A 22,126-nucleotide genomic window follows, 5' to 3' on the forward strand; every position below is an offset into this window, starting at 1 on the left:
TGATGGCCCTTTTTGTCCTTGAACAATATCTCTTCGAGATAGCGCGACAGAGTCGCTTTGTGCATCTCTAGGAAAGTCCTACTTTAGCTTTCTGCTTTAAAACTTAGCAGAAAGCGTCAAGGATCTTTCCCGCCACGAACAATATCTCTTCGAGATAACGCGACAGAGTCGCTTTGTTCTAGTTAAGCATGCTGATATGAAAGGGTAGAAGAATGTTAGATATTTGGATTAATGAAATATTAGATGAAACCATCACCTTGTCATGGGAAAAATTAACTCAAGCAACAAGTTATCACATATATTGGGCGGACTATCCTCATGATACGATGCAATATGTATGTCTTGGTACAACCTCCGCATTAAGCTATAGCGTAAAAAAGTCAACGCATGTACCGCATTATTTTAAAATAATAGGAGTCGATGAAAAGGGTGAAGTGGTGGCGACGAGTAAAGTCCTTAAGACACCAATATATCGACAGTTAGATGAGCAACTTGAAAAACTTAATCGTGGACTTATTGCAGTAAAATGTCATGAAGGTGTCTTTTTAAGTTGGCGGCTTATGCGCGATGAAGTTCATGGATATACGGACACGGGATTGTCAGGGGTAGATTTTTATATCTATAAAAATGAAGAAAAGCTGGTGTTGATTACAGAATCAACGAACTATATAGATGTAAAAGGGGTGCAGACAGATAGCTATGCGGTTCAACCTGTTTTTAAAGGTAAGCTAGGCAAAATGAGCCAAGAAGTGAAGCCATTTGCATCTGGAAACGAATACATTGATATACCGATGGAGCCGCCAGAATCAGGGATAACGCCAAAGGGCGAAAGGTATTTTTACCGGATTAATGATATGAGTGTTGGAGATGTTGATGGGGATGGCGACTACGAATATATCGTCAAATGGGATCCGAGTAATTCACAAGACGTATCAATAAAAGGTTACACAGGAAAGTGCTATATCGATTGTTACAAATTGGATGGACGTCTTCTTTGGCGCTTGGATATGGGGGTGAATATTCGGGCTGGGGCCCACTATACCCAGTTTATGGTCTATGATTTTGATGGAGATCAAAAAGCTGAAATCTCGGTAAAGACCGCACCGGGAACTTGTATGACACGTTATCATGAAGACGGGTCAATAAAGTCTGTTGACTATATCTCGATACCTAAGCGCGATATACTAGCAGGGGTTACTCATGAGGACAATTATGTATGTAGTGCAGAGGATTATTATAACCACTTGGTACAGGTTTTTATGGATTGGCACAAGCACCCTGAGGTATGTAAGGGGCGTTGGCCACAGACGCTTGAAGCGTGCTTTGGCATAAAAGAACAGTATAGCTATCCACTCACACGTGAAGATGCAAAAGCTCTCGTCGATTATTTTATTGGAGTCTATGCACCAATGCGTAGTGAAAAAAATCATCTAGAGACCTTTGAAGGATTTATTTATGAAGGGCCTGAGTATCTCACGATGTTTGCTGGAGATGGTAGAGAATTAGAGACGATAGCGTTTAAATTTGTACGAGAAGATGATGGATTGATGTGGGGAGATTATGCGATGGCCCGTATTGAGCCATGTAACCGTGTTGACCGGTTTTTATCCGGAGTTGGGTATTTGGATGGAAAAAACCCATATCTAATTATTGCGCGTGGATACTATACTCGAACAACCCTTGTAGCTTATCGTTTTATAGGTGACCATCACGAAGAATATTTTTCCATTGATTCGGGACATGTACCGATGGATAATCCGTTTAATGATCAGGCACACCTACATGAAGGAAGCGACCCGGTGTATGGCTGTTTGGCGGGGCAGGGAAATCATAGCTTAGCGACAGCAGATGTTGATCAAGATGGCTATCAAGAGATTATCTATGGTGCAGCCGTCATTGATCATGATGGCTCTGTCCTTTATAGCAGTTATGATGCGCTACCTAATGGACAGCGGGCTAAACTTGGGCATGGTGATGCTTTACATGTGGCCAACATTAATCCTGACAAACCGGGACTGGAGATTTTTAGTGTGTTTGAGGGGGCTGAGTATGCGCCGTATGGTTTTGCCCTACGGGATGCTCAAACCGGTGAAGTGATTTTTGGAGAATATGCCTTGACAGATCTAGGACGATGTATGATTGGCGATATTGATGCTAAAACGCGTGGGTTACAAGTTTGGGTGAATGAAACGTTTGACTGTTATGGAAATCCTTTAAAGGTTAATCTACTTGGAACGAATCAATCTATTCGATGGGCAAAAGATTTGTCAACACAGATCTTAGATGGTGTAGATTATATACATGAGACCCATTCGGGTGTGATTAATGATAATGAACATGGTGTCTACTTAGCACCCAAAAACATGGCGACAAATAATGGCACCAAAGGAAATCCGTGCCTTGTAGCAGACTTGTTTGGTGACTTTAGAGAGGAACTTGTCCTAAGAAAAGAAGACAATACAGGGGTGCGCATATATACGAATACGGAATTGACAACACATAAACTTTATACACTGATGCATGACATACAGTATCGTACAGGGATTGCGTGGCAGAATAATTGCTATAATCAACCTTGCTATACATCGTTTTATTATGCACGTGATATGGAATGGAAAAACATATGGGAGAGATTAAATGGATAAGAAATCGATGCGAAAAGTATATTATTGCTTTCCACAAGGAAAACACAAAGTATTTACACTTAGTTATGATGATGGACGTTGTGCAGACCGACGATTAATAGAAATTATGAATCGTCATGGAATTCGCGGAACCTTTCACTTAAATGCTGGATTAATGGGAAGTCATGACCGCATTCCCAAAGAAGAAGTAAGCACTTTATATCAAGGACATGAAGTGGCAGCCCATACCTATAACCATCCGACGATTGCCCGTTCGCCTAGAGAAGAATTAATCGATCAGGTCATGCAAGATCGAAAAGAGCTAGAGGCACTGGTAGGATATCCTGTTCGAGGCATGTCCTATCCGAATGGATCATACAATCAACGCATTATTGAAGCATTGCCGCACCTAGGAATTGAGTACTCACGTGTGGTCGGAGGACATCAAACCTATCAACTGCCAGATAATTTTTACACTTGGCAGGCAACGTGCCATCATAATCGTCAAGGTATTGAACGTGCCAAAGAGTTTGTTGAGTTACATAAGACGCAGTATTTATATATGTTGTACATATGGGGACATAGTTATGAGTTTGATAATGACGATAATTGGGAGACCATTGAAGAAATATGTCGAATTGTTGGAAACCAAGAAGATATTTGGTATGCGACCAATATTGAGATTGTAGATTATTTAAAGGCGCTTGATCGTTTGCAGTTTAATACAGAACGCACGCAAGTGTTAAATGCGTCCCATCTGACACTTTGGCTAGATGTAGATGGGAAAAAGACGATGATTCAACCCGGTTTGAACGTGTTGTAAAAGAGGTGATATGATGAGTTGTGGAATACATCCTTTTTGGTTTTGGAACGCAGATATGGATGAGGCAACGATTTGCGAACAGATACGGATGATGCATGAACAAGAGATAAGTGGATTTGTGTTATGTGCAAGGCAAGGATTAACGATTCCCTATTTATCGCAAAAGTGGTTTGACCTTGTTCGATGTGCGGTTGAAGAAGCCAAAAAATATGAAATGGTGGTATGGTTGTATGATGAGCAGCCCTATCCAAGTGGCATTAGTGGAGGAAAGGTTGTGCTGGACCATCCCGAGTTTGAAGCTAAGCGACTAGCACCCCATATTATTTATGAGGAAATTATATCCCATGAGCAGGAGATACAGATAGAATTAGAATGGGGGAAGCCGCTCTATGCTAAGGCTTTTCCGGTAATGTCTCAAGAGCAACACATTCTCCTAAATCAGGGCATTGATCTTAAAGAAAATATCGGGAGTATATTTCGTGAAGAGGTCTATCATGAGTCGGGCTTGACGGCATATAATCGTAAACGCTTCTTAGCATGTGATCCTTATTATAGATTGGAAGTAAACTTACCGCCCGGCTGCTATAAAATCATTGTGTTCATGGAAGTGCCGGTGCGTGGACATAAATACTTTGACTATTTTGTGGATCCGCTAAATGCAAATGCGGTAGATTATTTTATTGAAACAACACATACACAATACAAAAAACACCTAGGTGAATTTTTTGGAGAAACCATTAAAGGTTTCTTTACAGATGAGATTCATCCGACAGGATATGAAGATCAAGTTTTGCCTTGGTCACCTCAGATGCCAAGAATTTATCATGAAACAACAGGACGTAACCTATTGGATGAACTTCCGGCACTTTTTCTTGATGGTGTTGGCGATGTAGAGAGGATACGTCAAGACTTTTATACAAGTTTAGTGGATGAATTTATAGAAAGCTATGATAAGAAAATGTTAGCGTGGTGCCATGAGAATCATTTGCAATATATTGGAGAAAAACCGATTTTAAGAAGTGAACAACTGGCATATATGGATATTCCGGGTATTGATGCCGGACATCAAAAAGTAGGGACAACACCTGAGATGTTTAGTCAACGATATCGTGCCAATGGAAAAATCGTTGCGTCAGCCGCACATTTTTATCATAAAGAATATGCCCTATGTGAAGCTTTTCATAGTATCGGTTGGGGGCTGGAGATACAAGATATGAAGTGGACCTATGATTGGCTCTTGCTTCAGGGGGTGACGATGTTTGTAAACCATGCATATTATAGTAATGCGCAAGGGCTTGCCAAACATGATGCGCCACCTTCGGGATTTTTTCAGATGCCTTGGTATCAACATCAAAAACAATTGTCTCAATATGTGAAAACGATAACTTCGGCTATGGATGGTGGCAAACGCCCTATAGAGGTGCTTTTGGTGGATCCAATTGTATCCACGTGGAAGTATCGGACGAAGCAAATGCGAGAAAAACGTCTATCTCAATTTGAGCAAATGCAACAAGCATTGTTTTTGGCCGGCTATGATTTTTATATTATGGATCCACGTTTGCTAGAATATTGCACCAAGGAAGAGGACGGACTGCGTTATGAAGAGCAGTTGTTCAAAGTTGTCGTTGGTCCAGATGAAATAAATGTAAAAAAGGTTCTAGAGCAATGTCAACTAAAACACATTCCAAGATATGAAGTGCTTCAACAGGGAATGAAAATTGATGGCATCTATGCGATTGCCTGGGAGAAAGAAGGTGACCACTATCATTTTGTTGTCAATACAGCTGATTTTAGAGGACAAGTTGAACTGGTGAATCAAGACAGACAAGAGTTGAGTACATTTTACATTCGGGCCTTTGAAAGTGTGTTGATCATTAACCAAAGCGTTAAGCAAGCTTATGCACCCCAAGACAAAAGGACATGGACGCTTGATCTTGAACAAGCCTGTGCCATTAAGCGGTTAAAAGAAAATGCACTCCGAATAGATACGTGGGAGTTAACATTAGAAGGGCAGTCCCATACAGTCAAGGCAAAACCGATTATTGATCAGCTTGCCGATGGAGGATTTATGTTGCCACTAAAACGCCAGGATCGTTTTGGAACACCAAAACAATTGCTGTTTCCAACAGTATACATGAAATATGGGACGTATTTTTTTCTTGAGGTTTGTAATCCAATTAAACTGCGTGTTGAAAAAAAAGGTATATGTGGACAATGGAGTATGCTTATTAATGGGCATGGTCTAACATCGGAAAACATTTTGCAAGAGAAAAATTATACAAAGGATGGGTATGAAGTTGATATTACATCGTATTTATGCCAAGGGTTAAACACGATTGAGGTTTTGCTTGAAGCAAAAAAATCGTGGGAAGGTATACGAACACCTATATATCTTCTGGGAGATTTTTCAGTGCATACAAAAAATGGGCGTTTTGTACTGTGTGAAAAAAGAACAAGAGGAAAGCTAGGTCAATACCAGGCAATGGGAATCCCCTACTATGTCGGTGATATTCAATATAGTTATACAGTAACGGGAGCAAAGGATATAGATTGGCTGTCTATTGACGATCCAAAGTTCCAACAAAGTGCCATGCTTATCGTTAACGGACAAAATGTAGGTGTAAGGACATTTTCGCCATATGTATGGAATGTAGAGAATATATGGAAAAAAGGGGAAAATCGGGTTGAGATTATTGCATCTACAACGCGATTAGGGTATTATGAAGATCAGCATTATATAGCAAATCACACTCCTTATGGAGCATACGTAACATATGAAAGGGATTTTGAATGAATAAACAAGAAATTATTAAAAAAATTGATGCTGTTGTAGAACGGCTTATGACATTAGGTGCGGCGGATAATGAAAAGGACAAGACCACTTCAGCAGAGGCGCACAAAAAAGGAATCATTGAACGTGATTTTGGTATTAAAGAATGGGATTGGCCTCAAGGGGTCGGCTTATTTGGATTAACAAAGCTACAAAGCTATTATGGAGATACACGGTATGATGACTTTTTAAATCAATGGTATTTGGATAATATTGTCCTTGGTCTTCCGTCACAAAATATTAATACAACGGCACCGTTTCTAACATTAAACGGACTTGCACAGCGTATAGATGACCAGGGGTTTGAGCAATTGTGCATTCAAAGAACAGAATGGTTAATGCAGCATTTGCCAAAAACAAAAGAAGGTGGATTCCAGCATGTCACAAGCGCCATTGGCGATCGCATGGGCGTGCGCCTCAACGAAGGAGAGCTTTGGATAGATACCTTATTTATGGCAGTGCTATTTTTAAATGCGATGGGTCATCGTCATAATCGTGTGGAATGGCGAGAAGAAGCGCTAAAACAAGTGCTTATACATATAAAATATTTATATGATAAAAAAACAGGGTTATTTTATCATGGATGGAGTTTTTTGCGCAATGATAATTTTGGTGAAATATATTGGGGACGAGGCAATGCATGGTTTACCTTTGGAATTATTGAATACTTAGAAGCCGCCAAGACGACCCTACCTAGAGCGACGCAAGAATATATTCAAGAGACCTATGTTGCACAAGTAGAGCGTCTTATTCAGTTGCAAGACCCAACTACAGGTTTATGGCATACTGTCTTGGATGATCCGACCAGCTATTTAGAAGTATCAGGTTCATCAGGAATCGCAGCGGGTATATTGCAGGGGATTCGTTGCGGATATTTGGATGCATCTTATCAAGCCTATGCAATGAAAGCCATTGATGCTATCGCAAAAGCAGTCGATGAATCAGGGACGGTTACAGGCGTTTCAGCAGGAACCGGGATTGGTATGGATGCTCAGCATTATAAAGATATTATTATTGCACCAATGGCCTATGGGCAATCATTGGGGTTACTTGCATTAACAGAAAGTTTGTATTTTATATAGTGTAATATTAAAAAGCTGTCCTATGCATTAATTTTTGATGCATAGGACAGCTCTTTGCTTTTCAATCGAGATAATAACACGTATAATAGGAGGAGGAGGTGTTTATATGGAACAAAAAATTCGTAGTATAAAAAGAATAACAAAAGGTCAACGAGCGGTTGATGGTGCAGGAGTACATCTTGTTCGCGTTCTTGGATATCATGACACAAAGGAATTTGATCCGTTTTTGATGCTTGATGCATTTGACTCAAAAAATCCAGAAGATTACATAAAAGGATTTCCATGGCATCCACACCGAGGCATAGAGACAATAACATATTTGATTGAAGGGCGTATTGAACATGGGGACAGCTTGGGTAATCATGGAAGTATCTTAGCTGGCGAATGTCAATGGATGACAGCAGGATCCGGAATTATTCATCAGGAGATGCCAAAGGCTTCAAAACGTATGTTGGGAGCGCAATTGTGGCTTAATCTTCCGGCAAAAGACAAGATGACAACGCCAAGGTATGGAGATATCAAGCAAGACCAAGTACCGATTCTTAAAGAAGATAATCATACAGTACGTATTATATCGGGTCAGTATTTAGGGCATCAAGGTGCATTTCAAGGACAGTATATTCAAGCGACGTATCTTGACGTTACAGTTGAGCCTAATTCAACATGGTCCTACACAACACCTAAAGATGAGAACTTATTTGTATACATTGTTGAAGGTGAGGCTGGGTTTGGTGATGCGTTAGATCAGCTTATTGAAGAAAAACATGCGGTTTTGTTCACACAAGGAGAGCAATTCTTACTACAAACCAAAGAAAAAAGTATACGATGCCTGCTTTTCATGGGAAAACCCCTGCATGAACCGATTGCTTGGGGCGGTCCGATTGTTATGAATACTCGAGAGGAGCTTGATTTAGCCTTTCGAGAGTTGGATGAAAATACATTTGTAAAACATAGAGAAAAAAGTAATTAGGGAACATTGGATGAAGTTCTATCGTCAGATATAGATGATATTTTTTAACGGGAGACGAACATATGAGCAAGGAAAAAATTAAAGAAGAACTAATAAGCTGGACAAAAGTCATTGTATTTGCAATGACACTGGCATATGTGATCAACCATCTGGTGATTATCAATGCCTATGTTCCTTCACAATCCATGGAAAATACCCTGCAAGTGAAGGATCGATTAATCGCTAATCGATTGGCCTATCTTTTTAATGAACCCAAACGTGGAGATGTTGTTATCTTTGAGTTTGATCAAGATGGGGAAGAAAAACACTACGTGAAGCGCTTAATCGGCTTGCCGGGAGACATAGTCAATATCCGAGAAGGCAATGTTTATGTCAATGACCAGCTGCTTAAGGAACCTTACTTGAAGGAAGCGATGGATAATAATGAAGATGGTAACTTTGAGGTTCCAAAAGGATATTATTTCTTCTTAGGAGACAATCGTAATAAAAGTATTGATGGGCGTTTTTGGGTAAAACCATATATTTCCAAGAAAGCTGTTTTGGGCAAAGTCGTCTTAAGTTACTATCCGAACTTTCGACTGATAACAGGACAAAAGGACAAATAAAAAGAAGGTTATGACATTTTATCCATGGAGTAAGTTGGTATAATAGTCTTATAAATCAAGTGTTTTACTTGGAAGGAGATTATTATGCAAACGTATATTGTTGATACAAAAAAGCAAAAAGCACAAATTAACCGAAATATTTATGGGCATTTTTCTGAACATCTGGGACGATGTATCTATGAAGGCCTATATGTGGGGGAAGATTCTCATATTCCCAATATCGACGGCATGCGTACAGACGTTATAGAAGCTTTAAAAGCCATGGGATTACCCTTGCTTCGGTGGCCTGGAGGCTGTTTTGCGGATGAGTATCATTGGAAAGATGGAATAGGACCAAAAGAACAACGTAAAAAAATGATTAACACCCATTGGGGTGGAGTGGTCGAAGATAATAGCTTTGGAACCCACGAGTTCTTACGCCTATGTGAACTACTGGAATGCGAACCTTACATCAATGGAAATGTTGGTAGCGGAACCGTACAGGAAATGTCGGAGTGGGTAGAGTATATGACGTTTGACGGATTGTCTCCCATGGCTAAACTGCGTGAAGAAAATGGACAAAAAAAACCGTGGAAGGTAAAATACTTCGGTGTTGGTAATGAAAACTGGGGCTGTGGGGGGAACATGCGTGCAGAGTACTATGCAGACCTTTATCGTCGATATTCCACCTATACAAGAAACTATGGTGATAATCAATTGTTTAAAATAGCAGGCGGACCCAATGTCGATGACTATCACTGGACAAAAGTTTTGATGGAAGTTGCCGGACCTTTTATGGACGGCCTAAGCTTACATTATTATTCCTTTGTCAATAATTGGGATAATAAAGGCTCGGCAACACAGATGAGCGAAATGGATTATTATCGTGTCTTGAAAAATACATGGAAAATGGAAGAATTGGTGACTAAACACAGTCAGATCATGGATCAATATGATCCTCAAAGACGTGTGGCACTTATAGTTGACGAATGGGGAACATGGTATGATGTTGAACCAGGAACTAATCCTGGGTTTTTGTACCAGCAAAACAGTATGCGAGATGCACTCGTTGCCGGCATTAATCTGAATATTTTTAACAAGCATGCACAGCGGGTACGAATGGCCAATATTGCACAATTAGTCAATGTGTTGCAATCGGTGATTTTGACGGAAGGTGAAAAGATGATAAAGACACCTACTTATCATGTTTTTGACATGTACCAAGCACATCAAGATAACCAATTGCTTGAAAGTTATATTTCAACACCTGATCTTTTGATAGATGATGTTACAATTCCAGCCATTACCGAGTCGGCGTCTATCAATCCTTTAGGACAGGTTGTTTTGACCTTGTGTAATTTGGATTTAAGCCAAGAACAGCATATAGATGTACATACTTTAGGGTATCAGCCAAAAAAAGTGGAGGGGCATATTCTTCACGGTGCTATGGATGCGCACAATACCTTTGAAGCACCCAAGAATCTTACAAAACAAGAATTTGACCAAGTTGTGTTAAATGACAAAGGCTGCCATATTACACTTCCGGCATGCTCCGTTGTTCGCTTGATTCTTGAAGCATAATGGGACCCTGTAAACGATGTTATGCCTTTGTCGATGGAAGTGCTGATCTTTATACAGCGATGCAAAAGCATATGAAAAATCTGCCGCCTGAGATGAAGTGTACCCAAGAAGTCTATGAACGACGCTTGGCCCAGTGTGAGGCGTGTGAAAAACTTCAAAATGGCATGTGTGCATATTGTGGCTGTTTTGTCATCTTGCGAGCGCGTAAAAAAAATCAATATTGTCCATATCCAAAGACCCCTAAATGGTAGGGGTCTTTTAGTGCATTATGTCAAAGATGAGGGCAAGAAAATAGGACGTATCTAGGACGAAAGGATGCAAAATAAGGAGATATACCTATGAAAAAAGCCTTGTGAACATGGGTAGAATATACTATAATTTAGTTTATGGTATACGTTTTTTGTAAACTTTGCCATAAGCCGGCATATAATATTAGTTTACATTGAGTTTGGAATCATTTTTCGACACATAAAGATTAGAGAAGCGGATATAGCCTGTTTTATTAGCGGAACGAAGCAGAGAAAATATACAGGAGGCTATATCGATGAAAAAAGTTCTAAGTATTCTTATGAGTTTAGCAATGGCTTTATTAGCATCAGGTGCAGCACATAAAGTAATATAATATTAACATGCCGGCTTAACAAAGGAGCGTGGCTGATGAAACAAAAACATAAAAAGACGATTATTTTAAATAGTATATTAGGAATTATATATTTTATAGTAGCTTTTATTTTTTACCAGCAATTTGGTATAAGCGACTGGAAGCAACTTTTGTTTTGGAGTGTCCTTGCCATTGTTGCAGAATCCTTTGTCGTGGTATCTTCGGCGGGAACATCCACATCGGTGGGGACAGCAATCTATCTGTATGCTGCAGTTCTTGGAACACCACTGGATGTTATGCTGGTCGTAACCTTAGGGGTGCTGCTTTGCTTTCCGGAGATTAATGACAAACGACGCCATATATTGAATACTCCGCTGTATAAAATGTTGTTTAATGTCTTTAATATATCCCTTTCCATGGGACTTGCCAGTGTGTTCTTCAAATTTTACCAAGGAGACTTTAACATTGTTGTCTATGCGCTTGTAATGTTTGTTGTTCTTGCGGCAGAAGAACTCATTAACGGGTTTATCTTATATCAATATTTTTCGATTCAGCTAGATGATATTAAGGCGCGAGATATTTTGAAGGATATTTTAGGATCATATCTTAATTCCATTGCAATAGGTACACTCGGAATATTTTTAGTATTTGCAGACTATACTTATGGCAAATCCATTGTTATCATATTGTTTATTCCAATTTTATTGGCTAGATATTCGTTCAAATTATATTATGATTCTCAACGAATGGCAATTGATACCATACATGCGCTTAATGAAGCACTTCATGCAAAGGATGCCTATACCGGGGGGCATACAGGGCGGGTTCAACAATATGCCATGGATATAGCTAAGGCATATAAATTGACGAGCCACCAGATTGACACCATTGATAAGGCGGCGTTATTACATGATATTGGCAAAATCGGTATTCCGGATGATATACTCAATAAAAACGGTAAGTTAACGGCTGAAGAGTATCGACGGATACAAGAACATGCAACAATTGGCGGGCATATTATAGGAAGTGTACATTCCTTGAGAAAGATATCGTTGATTATTATTCAGCATCATGAACGTTATGATGGTAAGGGATATCCCAATCAGCTGTCGGGAGATCAGATAAGCATTGAAGCGGCAATCCTTATGATTGCAGACAGTTTTGATGCCATGACATCGGATCGCCCATACCGTAAAGCATATACAAAAGAGTATGCAATTAAGGAATTAATAGAAAATGCTGGGATTCAGTTTCATCCCAAAGTGGTCAAATGCTTCGTTGAAGAAGTGCTGTCACAGCCTGGATATAATGTAGGGGACGCTACGGCGGAGATTGTTGAAATTGACCAAGTACTGGAGGCACAAAATACTTCGGAAAGGGCAAAAGAGGCATGATATTTGAGGGGATTGTTTTAGCCGTTATTTTTGGATATCTTCGAAAAGGGCGAATAAAAAATTTGGAAAATATCACTATACAATACTGGGGAGCATTTATTTTTGCATTTGGGATGCAAACGATAGCCTTTGTGATTGAATCGATACCGGAAGTGGGATTTTATTTATTGCATATTGGAAGTTATGTTCTTATTGTGTTTGTCTGTATAAGAAACCATCGCTTCATAGGAATGTGGCTTATGGGTATAGGAACTTTCTTAAATGGCTTGGTTATTGCACTAAATCATGGTATGATGCCTGTTAAGCTCCCAATAGGAGCGGAACCGATTTTTGACCGAGGGCACATGCTCCTAACACATACAACGCAATTGGGATTTTTAGCCGATATTTTTGTTATAGAGATTCCAAAACTATCCACTCGAGTGATGAGCGTTGGAGACTTTATAATTGTTGTAGGTGTGTTTCATCTTGTACAACAGGGCATGCAAGCAAAAAGGGAAAATAATACGGTTTAAAATAGAATGGACTTTACTGCTAGGTATAGTCTTTTTTTCATATGTCAAGGCAAGCTTCCTGATGTAAATAATATTTTGGCAAAATAAGGCGCTATAGTCGCGTTGCAGATAGTGTAAGGAGAAGGAAATGAAAGCAAAAAACGCCATATCACTTAAATCAAAAATTATTGTACTTATCGTATGTGTGTCAATACTACCGATGGTTGTTTTGGCAATTATGGTGTCATATAACTATAATAATATCATTAAAGAGCGTTTTGTATCTTATGCCCAAGGTAATATGAGCCATGTGACGGCAACCATTAATAATGAGCTGGAGGGCATGCAAGAGTCAGTGCGCTATATGCTTCAGGACCCAACATTTAATGATGTCATCGTAAAGCAACCCAACGTGGAAGAAAATTCACTTGAGATGTTTGACCTTATCCGAGATATTAAATCGTATCTAAGTACGATTGTCTTTGGTAAGAAAAACTATGATGTAGGGGGGATTTTCTTCTATAAAACAGACCAACATGTCTACTATCCAAAAGAGGTTGGGTTAATCGATCGAAATGAGATTCCTGTTGAAGAAATGGCTAATCTAGCAAGAAGCAGCGTTAAAACCCAGTTTTATGAAACTTATGTCGATGGTCAACTCAACGTATACTTGACGCAGTTATTGTTGCACAAGGATAGTTTCAAGCCAATTGCCATGATGTATTACCGCATTGACCCGGAGTACTTAGAGCATATTTTAGAAAATATAAATATTCAGTCGGATGAGTCCATATATTTATATGCTGATGAGGCGCGTGTCATTGCATCCAAAGGAACCGTGCGTAATGACCACAAGATTTTAAGTGAGGAATTTAGAGAAAAAGAGCCGGGCTTATATATCCAAACAATGGATCAAGAGGAATATTACATCATTACAGATCGTATTCCGACGCTAAACTTATCTTTGATTACCCTCGTTTCATCGAAAATGTTAATGCAAGACTCTGAAAAAATTATACGCCTAGGGATTATATTGTACTTGGCAATGGTACCTTTTTTTATATTGATGGCATATGTTCTTTTTCGTGTAATATTAAAACCGATGCGAGAACTCACATCAAAAATGAAGGCGTTTGAACGAGGGGAGCTGGATGTTAAGGTGCCTGAAACGCGAACGGACGAGTTCGGCGTTGTTTATAATGCATTCAACAGGATGACCCAAAATATTAATCGACTTGTGAGCGATGTGTATGTAAAAGAGCTGGCAAAAAAAGATGCTGAAATATCGGCACTTCAAGAACAAATCAATCCGCATTTTTTATATAATACGTTGGAATCTATTAATTGGCGCGCTCAACTTGCAGGCGAAGAAGAAATTGCACTCATGATACAAGCCCTTTCAAAGCTGATGGACGCATCCACAAACCGTTCCAAACGTAAGGTTATTACAGTCAAGGAAGAAGTCGGATACTTAAATCAATATATGTATTTGATTCAGATGCGCTATTCAGATAGTCTAAAATACAAGCAGACTATTGATGCATCAATTCAGGATGCACTAGTCCCCAAGCTTCTTTTGCAACCGTTAATCGAAAATGCGGTTAAGCATGGTATAGAACCGATTGGTGAAGGGTGCATCGAATTGATTGGAAGACGAGATGGTGAACGATTAGAATTTATTGTACGCGATAATGGCAGTGGAATGGATGAAGAACAGTACAAGAAAATACAATGCATGATTACCGAAGAAAAAGGAATTATGGATATGAAAAAAGGCGAAGGTGCAAGTGTTGGGCTTCAAAATGTATTCAGACGAATACAGTTAATATATGGCAATGATGCAAAAATATGGATTGAAAGCAGTCAAAATGAAGGAACATCCATTATGATTAGCTTTCCGGCGACTCTAGAAACGATGACAGAATAAGGAGACAGTATGGGAAAATATAAGATTTTTATTATTGATGATGAACCGATGGTAATCAAAGGGCTTAAAGAACTTGTTCCCTGGGAGGAAATCAATTGTGAGATTTGTGGCACAGCAAAAAATGGTGTAGAAGGATTACAGTTGATTGGAGAATTAAAGCCGGATATCGTTGTTAGTGATATTCGAATGCCGAAGTTAAATGGATTGCAGATGATTGAAAAGCTAAGGGCGGTAACGAAAGAGACAAAGTTTATTGTATTGACAAGTTATCGTGAGTTTGACTATGCACAAAAAGCCATTGAACTAGGCGTTATAAAATATTTATTGAAGCCGACGAATATAGAAGATATAAAATCTGCTGTAATCGAAGCAATGATGCAATTAGATGATGAGCGTTCCAAGGAAGACGATGTTAAACGCTTAAGGAAAAAATTAATTGAGACCATCAATGTCTTTGATGAAGAAGCAGTTGAAGAAGCGGTGAATGAGCCGATTAAAAAACAAAAGGACCAGATAACATCCTCAAAAGAGGAAGAAAATGAATCAAGAATTAAGTATTTAGCGGTTCAAGCAATTAACTATATGAAAGAAAATTATAGCCACAAACTGGATCTTCAAGAAGTTGCAGACCATCTTCTTATTAGCACATGGTATTTGTGCAAAATACTCAAACAGGAACTGGATAATTCTTTTGTGCAGCTGCTTAATGAGATTCGCGTTCAAGAAGCGAAACGGCTTCTTGTTGAGACGCAATATAAGGTTTATGAGATAGGAGAGCTTGTAGGATATACAGACACACCGTATTTTACGAAGACTTTTAAAAAGTACACAGGTGTAACTCCTAACCAATATAGAAACACAAATTATGTCTAGGTAATATAAGAATAAGACAATAAAATGGGTATCGATTGGACAAAATTGTGCAATTGTACAAGAATAGACAAGAAACAACAAGATTGACTTCTTAAATATTACCAAATGAAGTGTTAATATATAGGTACAGTAAATGTTACAAAATATTATATCTGTAAAGGGAGGAACACAATGAAAAAACTTTTATCACTAGTACTTATGGTAGCACTTATGGCATCTTTGTTTGTAGGATGTGGTCCAAAAGAAACGGACACTAGCACAGACGCAGGTAGCTCAAGTGAAGCAACAACAGACGATGCAGGCGCAGCAGATGAAACTGAAGACGCAGGCGAAACAGAAGAAGTAGCACAAGACGTAGAACTTCGAGTTGTAACAATGTTTGGTGGTACAGACCCATCAACAGAAACATTCGAACAACAAATCAAAGATTTCATGGCAGCAAATCCACATGTAACAATTATTAACGAATCAATGACATCTGTCGGAGATGAGTATAGAACAGCTGTAAAAACTGACTTCTCAACAGGAAACGAAGCAGACGTTACATTCTTCTACACAGGAGCTGACGTAAAAGGAATTATTGAAAGTAATAGCGTAGTACCTTTGTCAGAAGTTCGTGAAACATTCCCAGAAGTTGGAACAGCTATTTCAGAAGGTATCCTGGATTCAGTTAGAGAATTTGATGGTGAAGTATATGCGTTACCATTAACTGGTTTCTATGAAGGATTATTTATCAACAAAGGACTTTTTGATGAATATGGCCTTGAATACCCAACAACTTGGGAAAACATGGTTAAAGCGATTGAAGTATTCAACGAAAATGGAATAACTCCATTTGCAGGTCCTGTAGCACAATCACATTACATGATTGAGCACTTCATTCTTGCACAAGCAGGTGTTACTGAGCACCAAAACATGTTAGACGGCGACGTTCCTCAATCATGGGTTGATGGATTAACACTTATTAAAGACTTCTATGACATGAAAGCGTTCAGTCCTGATGCGATTTCAATGGAAATCGAAGCAGCACAAAACCTTTTCCGTCAAGAAAAAGCAGCTATGATCTTAGAAGGTTCTTGGTTCATCGGTGGATGTGATGAAGCACTTCAAGAGAAAATGACAGTTATTCCAATGCCTACAGCGCCAGGTGGAGCAAAAGATCCTTCATCTATCGTTGCTGGATATTCAAGTGGATACTATATCTCAAGAAGATCATATGAAGACGAAGCGAAGCAACAAGTTGTTATTGACTTAATCAACTATTTAACATCAGCAGATGCAATTAAAGCGATTGCAACAGCAAATGGTGGAACACCAAGTGCGGCTGTAACAGTTGAAGGTCTTTCACAAGTTGCATTAGATGGACATAAGATTGCAGCAGCAGCTAGTGGTCTTACAATGCCAATCGACTCTCGTTTAAAACCAGAAGCATTTAACTATATTGTTAAAGAAGGTGTTCCATTCATCGCATTTGGTGAAAGAACAGCAGAAGAAGTTTTAGCAGAAGTTAAAAATATTCAGAATCGTTAAAAAAACTATAGCAGCATATCGATATCTATCGCCGTGCTGCTATATTTATACCCAAATAACGCAATAAACTATAAAAAGAGGTAATAAAATGAAGCTATATGAAAATAAAAAAACAATTTTTCTTTTTTTGTTTCCGGCGTTGCTTTTTATGACAGTGTTCTTATTTTATCCATTTTTCATGAATATCATAAAAAGCTTTTATGCATCGGATGGGTACTATAATTCAACATTTATTGGTATTGACAACTATACACGAATGCTGAACGACAAAACTATGCACGTGGCAGTCAAAAATACATTTATCTTAATGGCATATATCATTATTTTTGAACTTGGTATAGCCCTTATATTAGCAGTACTGGTTAATGGTATTTCAAAAGGAGATCGTTTCTTCCAAACTGTTTTCTTTTTCCCAATCGTTATTTCTGCAACAGCTATCGGTATGATGTTTAACTTGTTTTACGCATATGATGGTGGTCTGTTAAATAATATAATTGTTAACCTTGGCGGAGAGCCCAAAGTGTGGAAAACGGTTGAAACAGCTCTGGAAATTATTGCCGTCCCGACCGTTTGGCAGTATGTCGGTTTCTATTTTGTCCTTATGCTAACAGCGATTAAGCAAATTCCAAAGTCATTATATGAATCAGCCATGCTAGATGGAGTGACAGGGTTTAAAAAATTGATTTATATCACTATTCCACTGATTCGAAATGTTCTGATTACATGTCTTGTATTGGCAATTACAGGAACCTTAAAAGTATTTGACCTTGTTCTTGTCATTACCAATGGGGGCCCAATGAACTCGTCGCAGGTTCTGGGATTATATATGTATCAAAAGACATTCATTGATGAAGCCTTTGGCTATGGCGCTTCCATTTCAGTTGTTATCGTTGTCATCGGATTAGGTGTTTCATTCATAGTGAATCGAATATTTAGACAGGAAGAATTTACGTATTAAGAGAAAAGAGGATTAACATGAAGAAAAGTAGAATTTTGTCAAAAATTATGTATATCGTTCTAGCTTTTTGGGCGTTGACAACAATCTATCCACTTGTTTGGGTTATAATCAACTCATTCAAAGATACACAAGAGATTGTTATGAATTCATTTTCGCTTCCCCAACGCTTTTTTTTAGAGAACTATCAAATAGCACTTGAAAACAATATACTTCAAGGATATGCAAACTCGCTTATTATTTCTGTAACGGTTGTATTTTTTGTATTACTGTTTGGATCTTTAGCAGCATATACATTGGCACGTTTTCGATTTAAAAGCAAGATGGTTATACAAGGGTTGGTTATATCATCACTGATGATTCCTATCTTTGCAACAATCGTACCTGTATTTGGAATTCTGTTAAAAATGAATTTGTTTAATAACTATTTGGGGCTTATCCTTCCACAGATTGCTGGAAACTTAGCTTTTACAATTTCAACGTTGGCAGCATATATGACAACGATTCCGATTGAGATGGAAGAAGCAGCATTTATAGAAGGATGTTCAGCGTATCAGGTTTTCAAAAAGATAGTACTACCGATTACAAAACCATCATTAGCAGCTGTAGGAATATTCGTTTTCTTATGGTCATACAATGATTTGTTCTCGGCACTTATTATTCTTCGTACACGTGACAAAATGCCGATTAACGTATTGCTTACGGACATTAGTTCACAATATGGAACGGATTACGGATTAATGGCAGCGGTTATTGCAATTATCGTTGTTCCAATTGTAACTGTATATATCTTTGCACAACAATTTATTATCGAAGGTATGACCTCCGGAGCAGTGAAAGGCTAGGTGAGAACATGATTAAATTTGGAACAGGTGGCTGGAGAGCCATCATAGGTGATGAGTTCACACGTGAAAATGTTATTCGCATTGCACAAGCTGTTGTAGAGATGATGAAAGATGAAGAGGTGGCAGCACCGGGTATCGTTATCGGCTATGATCGACGGTTTTTATCAAGACGAGCTGCGCATTGGCTTAGTGAAGTCTTTGCAGGAAACGATATTCGTGTATGGTTAGTTGATACAGAGGCGCCAACGCCAATTATTATGTATGCAGTTGAAAAATATGAATGTGCATATGGAATGGCGGTAACAGCGAGTCATAACCCAGCAGAATATAATGGGATAAAAGTCTTTGTTCGTGAAGGACGTGACTCAGATGTAACGGTTACAGACCGTATCGAAATGAAAGCTAACAGTATAAATAAAGAAGAGGTAAAAACGCTCATCTATGAAGAGGGGCTTAGTGAAGGAAAAATACAATTAATCAGTCCGTTTAATGATTATATAGATACGATTCTTAGTATGCTTAATGTTGAAGCGATTCGTAACAAACATTTGAAGATTCTTCTTGATCCAATGTTTGGTGTATCAAAAACATCATTACAGACCATTTTAATGTCTGCACGTTGTGATGTAGATGTGATTCATGACCGACATGACACTATGTTTGGTGGACGATTGCCATCGCCAAGTGCTCAAACATTAACGCGATTAAGTGATTTTGTTGTCGAAAAAAAATACGACCTTGGTATTGGAACCGATGGAGATGCTGACCGTTTAGGTATTATTGACGAAACGGGAGAGTTTATTCATCCTAATAAGATTATGGCGTTACTCTATAATTACCTTCTTGAGTATAAACATTGGGAAGGTGGCGTCGTACGTAATATTGCAACGACGCATCTACTGGATGCCATTGCCAAAAAACATGGACAAATGTGCTATGAAGTGCCTGTTGGATTTAAATATGTATCAGCAAAAATGCAGGAGACAGATGCTATCATTGGTGGAGAAAGTAGTGGTGGTTTAACTCTTAAAGGGCATGTCAATGGAAAAGACGGGATTTTTGCTGCAGGTTTACTTGTAGAGATGATCTCTGTGACAGGAAAACGTCTAGGCGAAATGCTTAAAGTTATTGAAGATACTTATGGCTCTTTTGAGATGACAGAAGCCAACTTAGAGTTTCACCCGAAGGAGAAAAATCGCTTGTTAAACTTATTATATGAAGAAAGAAGCGTGCCTGACTTTGGGAAAGTGATTGATCATATTAGCTATGATGATGGTGTTAAAGTATACTTTGAAGATGGTGGATGGATTATTGCCAGATTTTCAGGAACAGAACCATTGCTTCGAATCTTTGCAGAAGATTCAAGTGTGGATATAGCAAATACATACATACAAAAAATGAAGGAGTTTTTGGAGATATAGGAGGCATATATGTTTATTGCAGATCAAGTATTTGAAAAAATGACATTGAAAGAAAAAATTGCTCAGATGTTTCTTCAATACTATCAAGGATATGACAAGATGCCGGAAAAATTTGTTGAAATGAATCGTAAGGACCAATTGGGCGGATTCATTTTTTTTTCTGGCAACAATGTCAAGAGTCTAAGTCAGTTAAAGAAAATGACTGAAGAAATCAACAGCCATGTTACTGAGAGCAAACATCAAATTCCGTTTTGGCTAACCATTGACCAAGAAGGAGGACAACTAACAGCAATCTTTAACGAAACAACAATTTTTCCAGGTAATATGACGTTAGGTTTTGCTAATGATAAAACCTTGGCATATCAACAAGGACGTTATGTTGCGAGAGAATTACGCTACGCCGGAATTAATCTATGCTATGCACCGGTTTTAGATGTAGATTATGATGCGAAAAATGGTGTGAGCATTGTCGATAACCGTAGATATTCAACAGAGCCACAAGTGGTTGCGGATATGGGAACAGCTTATATAGAAGGAATGCAAGAAGAAGCGATATTTGCCTGTGGAAAACATTTCCCAGGAATGCGTATTACAGAAGTTGATACACATTTTCAGGTGGATAGAAACCCAGAGTCAATGCAGCGCTTGGAGAACGTTGAGATTTTACCGTTTAAACAGGCGATTGAAAATGGTTTAAGTTGTATTATGACACACCATGGGATTTTTGAAGCCATGGATCCAGAACTACCTGCGTCGCTATCGCCTAAGGTTGTAGGCTATCTACGAGAACAACTTGGTTTCAAAGGATTAGTGGTGACCGATGATTTAGTGATGAAAGCGATTCTTAATGAATATGGAGAAAAAGAATCTATCAAATTAGCCATTAATGCAGGTTCAGACCTTATTATATCCACATGTGCATGTGATTGGTTTGTTGATTATGTGTATACATGTGTTGAAAATGGCGAGATTAGTGAAGAACGAATCAATGATTCGGTATATCGTATATTAAAGGCAAAAGAAGCCTTAACCCATGAACAAGCAAAGCCAGAGCATGATATCAAAGAAATTGATGCAGCGCAAGGAAAAAAATTATCAAAAGATATTGCGCAAAAAGGCATTATTCTTCACAAAGGAACACAGGAAGAGCTTCCAGTAGATATTCAAGGTAAAAAAGTGGGGATTGTTTTTGGAAATCCGGCACGACTTGTAATGAGTGATGCCACGAATCTGTATGATATATCACTAAAAGACATATTAAATAGAGTCACAGGACATCAAGAAATCAAAGAGGCAATTATGCCTTGGAATCCAACGGATGAAGAGATAATTAGTTTAGCAGATGTGGGAATTATCTCAGATGTTATTGTATTTAGTACAGTTAATGCATATCGTTTTACCCGTCAGCTAGATGTGTTAAAAGAAATCCGTAAATATTGTCCAAATAAACCTATTATTGCAATTGCTTCAAGAAGTCCGATGGATGCAGAACATCTAAGTGAGTATGCGGATATTGTCATTAAGACAGGGGGCATTATCGAGAGCACGTTTGAAGCTGTATTTGAAAAAGTGTTTAAAGGCAGGTAATCCAT

Annotated in this window: 17 protein-coding genes; all 17 read left to right on the forward strand. The window is 38.6% G+C overall.

The features are described from left to right. Nucleotides 1–212 precede the first annotated feature (212 nt). The 17 genes from QBE53_00985 to QBE53_01065 all read left to right on the forward strand — a co-directional run bounded on the left by QBE53_00985 (nucleotide 213) and on the right by QBE53_01065 (nucleotide 22,121). A complete protein-coding gene (locus tag QBE53_00985) occupies nucleotides 213–2,645 on the forward strand; it encodes a rhamnogalacturonan lyase (GenBank protein ID WZL81707.1) in 2,433 nt (810 codons plus the stop codon). Then, on the forward strand, nucleotides 2,638–3,447 hold the full coding sequence (locus QBE53_00990; GenBank protein ID WZL81708.1) for a polysaccharide deacetylase family protein: 810 nt from the start codon (nucleotides 2,638–2,640) through the stop codon (nucleotides 3,445–3,447). Before QBE53_00985 ends, QBE53_00990 begins: the two co-directional genes overlap by 8 nt. A gap of 10 nt (nucleotides 3,448–3,457) precedes the next feature. Beyond that, on the forward strand, nucleotides 3,458–6,241 hold the full coding sequence (locus QBE53_00995) for a glycosyl hydrolase (GenBank protein ID WZL81709.1): 2,784 nt from the start codon (nucleotides 3,458–3,460) through the stop codon (nucleotides 6,239–6,241). Further along, a complete protein-coding gene (locus tag QBE53_01000; protein ID WZL81710.1) occupies nucleotides 6,238–7,359 on the forward strand; it encodes a glycoside hydrolase family 88 protein in 1,122 nt (373 codons plus the stop codon). The genes QBE53_00995 and QBE53_01000 overlap by 4 nt, the downstream gene beginning before the upstream one ends. A 106-nt stretch (nucleotides 7,360–7,465) precedes the next feature. Then, nucleotides 7,466–8,329, forward strand: a complete 864-nt coding sequence (locus tag QBE53_01005; GenBank protein WZL81711.1) for a pirin family protein — start codon at nucleotides 7,466–7,468, stop codon at nucleotides 8,327–8,329. Nucleotides 8,330–8,391: 62 nt separating this feature from the next. Further along, the gene (lepB, locus tag QBE53_01010; protein ID WZL81712.1) at nucleotides 8,392–8,934 is read left to right on the forward strand and encodes a signal peptidase I; all 543 of its coding nucleotides are present in this window, start codon (nucleotides 8,392–8,394) and stop codon (nucleotides 8,932–8,934) included. Nucleotides 8,935–9,018: 84 nt separating this feature from the next. Next, a complete protein-coding gene (locus QBE53_01015) occupies nucleotides 9,019–10,494 on the forward strand; it encodes an alpha-L-arabinofuranosidase C-terminal domain-containing protein (GenBank protein ID WZL81713.1) in 1,476 nt (491 codons plus the stop codon). Continuing rightward, nucleotides 10,494–10,745, forward strand: coding sequence for a DUF6171 family protein (locus QBE53_01020; GenBank protein ID WZL81714.1), 252 nt, complete (start codon nucleotides 10,494–10,496; stop codon nucleotides 10,743–10,745). Before QBE53_01015 ends, QBE53_01020 begins: the two co-directional genes overlap by 1 nt. 406 nt (nucleotides 10,746–11,151) lie before the next feature. Continuing rightward, nucleotides 11,152–12,489, forward strand: coding sequence for an HD-GYP domain-containing protein (locus tag QBE53_01025; protein ID WZL81715.1), 1,338 nt, complete (start codon nucleotides 11,152–11,154; stop codon nucleotides 12,487–12,489). After that, nucleotides 12,486–13,004, forward strand: a complete 519-nt coding sequence (locus QBE53_01030) for a DUF5317 domain-containing protein (GenBank protein ID WZL81716.1) — start codon at nucleotides 12,486–12,488, stop codon at nucleotides 13,002–13,004. Before QBE53_01025 ends, QBE53_01030 begins: the two co-directional genes overlap by 4 nt. 127 nt (nucleotides 13,005–13,131) lie before the next feature. Beyond that, entirely contained in the window at nucleotides 13,132–14,910 is a 1,779-nt protein-coding gene (locus QBE53_01035; protein ID WZL81717.1) for a histidine kinase, read from the forward strand. 9 nt (nucleotides 14,911–14,919) lie between these two features. Further along, entirely contained in the window at nucleotides 14,920–15,783 is an 864-nt protein-coding gene (locus QBE53_01040) for a response regulator (protein ID WZL81718.1), read from the forward strand. Nucleotides 15,784–15,954: 171 nt separating this feature from the next. Further along, complete coding sequence (locus QBE53_01045) at nucleotides 15,955–17,313, forward strand: extracellular solute-binding protein (GenBank protein WZL81719.1); 1,359 nt, start codon at nucleotides 15,955–15,957, stop codon at nucleotides 17,311–17,313. An 88-nt stretch (nucleotides 17,314–17,401) separates the two neighbouring features. Next, nucleotides 17,402–18,271 carry a sugar ABC transporter permease gene (locus QBE53_01050; GenBank protein ID WZL81720.1) on the forward strand — a complete coding sequence of 290 codons (870 nt, stop codon included), beginning with the start codon at nucleotides 17,402–17,404 and terminating at the stop codon, nucleotides 18,269–18,271. 17 nt (nucleotides 18,272–18,288) lie between these two features. Then, the gene (locus QBE53_01055; protein ID WZL81721.1) at nucleotides 18,289–19,113 is read left to right on the forward strand and encodes a carbohydrate ABC transporter permease; all 825 of its coding nucleotides are present in this window, start codon (nucleotides 18,289–18,291) and stop codon (nucleotides 19,111–19,113) included. An 8-nt stretch (nucleotides 19,114–19,121) separates the two neighbouring features. Continuing rightward, nucleotides 19,122–20,534 (forward strand): phosphoglucomutase/phosphomannomutase family protein, encoded by a 1,413-nt coding sequence (locus tag QBE53_01060; GenBank protein WZL81722.1) that lies wholly within the window; start codon nucleotides 19,122–19,124, stop codon nucleotides 20,532–20,534. A gap of 9 nt (nucleotides 20,535–20,543) precedes the next feature. Beyond that, nucleotides 20,544–22,121 (forward strand): glycoside hydrolase family 3 N-terminal domain-containing protein, encoded by a 1,578-nt coding sequence (locus QBE53_01065; protein ID WZL81723.1) that lies wholly within the window; start codon nucleotides 20,544–20,546, stop codon nucleotides 22,119–22,121. The last annotated feature ends 5 nt before the right edge of the window (nucleotides 22,122–22,126 follow it).

This window comes from Vallitaleaceae bacterium 9-2, from assembly GCA_038396585.1.
Lineage (GTDB): Bacteria > Bacillota > Clostridia > Lachnospirales > Vallitaleaceae > UBA1351.

Excerpts from the sequence above, each read along its gene's own strand:
- QBE53_00985 (WZL81707.1), top strand. The coding sequence starts at position 213 with ATGTTAGATATTTGGATTAATGAAATATTAGATGAAACCATCACCTTG.
- QBE53_00990 (WZL81708.1), top strand. The coding sequence starts at position 2,638 with ATGGATAAGAAATCGATGCGAAAAGTATATTATTGCTTTCCACAAGGA.
- QBE53_00995 (WZL81709.1), top strand. The coding sequence starts at position 3,458 with ATGATGAGTTGTGGAATACATCCTTTTTGGTTTTGGAACGCAGATATG.
- QBE53_01000 (WZL81710.1), top strand. The coding sequence starts at position 6,238 with ATGAATAAACAAGAAATTATTAAAAAAATTGATGCTGTTGTAGAACGG.
- QBE53_01005 (WZL81711.1), top strand. The coding sequence starts at position 7,466 with ATGGAACAAAAAATTCGTAGTATAAAAAGAATAACAAAAGGTCAACGA.
- lepB (WZL81712.1), top strand. The coding sequence starts at position 8,392 with ATGAGCAAGGAAAAAATTAAAGAAGAACTAATAAGCTGGACAAAAGTC.
- QBE53_01015 (WZL81713.1), top strand. The coding sequence starts at position 9,019 with ATGCAAACGTATATTGTTGATACAAAAAAGCAAAAAGCACAAATTAAC.
- QBE53_01020 (WZL81714.1), top strand. The coding sequence starts at position 10,494 with ATGGGACCCTGTAAACGATGTTATGCCTTTGTCGATGGAAGTGCTGAT.
- QBE53_01025 (WZL81715.1), top strand. The coding sequence starts at position 11,152 with ATGAAACAAAAACATAAAAAGACGATTATTTTAAATAGTATATTAGGA.
- QBE53_01030 (WZL81716.1), top strand. The coding sequence starts at position 12,486 with ATGATATTTGAGGGGATTGTTTTAGCCGTTATTTTTGGATATCTTCGA.
- QBE53_01035 (WZL81717.1), top strand. The coding sequence starts at position 13,132 with ATGAAAGCAAAAAACGCCATATCACTTAAATCAAAAATTATTGTACTT.
- QBE53_01040 (WZL81718.1), top strand. The coding sequence starts at position 14,920 with ATGGGAAAATATAAGATTTTTATTATTGATGATGAACCGATGGTAATC.
- QBE53_01045 (WZL81719.1), top strand. The coding sequence starts at position 15,955 with ATGAAAAAACTTTTATCACTAGTACTTATGGTAGCACTTATGGCATCT.
- QBE53_01050 (WZL81720.1), top strand. The coding sequence starts at position 17,402 with ATGAAGCTATATGAAAATAAAAAAACAATTTTTCTTTTTTTGTTTCCG.
- QBE53_01055 (WZL81721.1), top strand. The coding sequence starts at position 18,289 with ATGAAGAAAAGTAGAATTTTGTCAAAAATTATGTATATCGTTCTAGCT.
- QBE53_01060 (WZL81722.1), top strand. The coding sequence starts at position 19,122 with ATGATTAAATTTGGAACAGGTGGCTGGAGAGCCATCATAGGTGATGAG.
- QBE53_01065 (WZL81723.1), top strand. The coding sequence starts at position 20,544 with ATGTTTATTGCAGATCAAGTATTTGAAAAAATGACATTGAAAGAAAAA.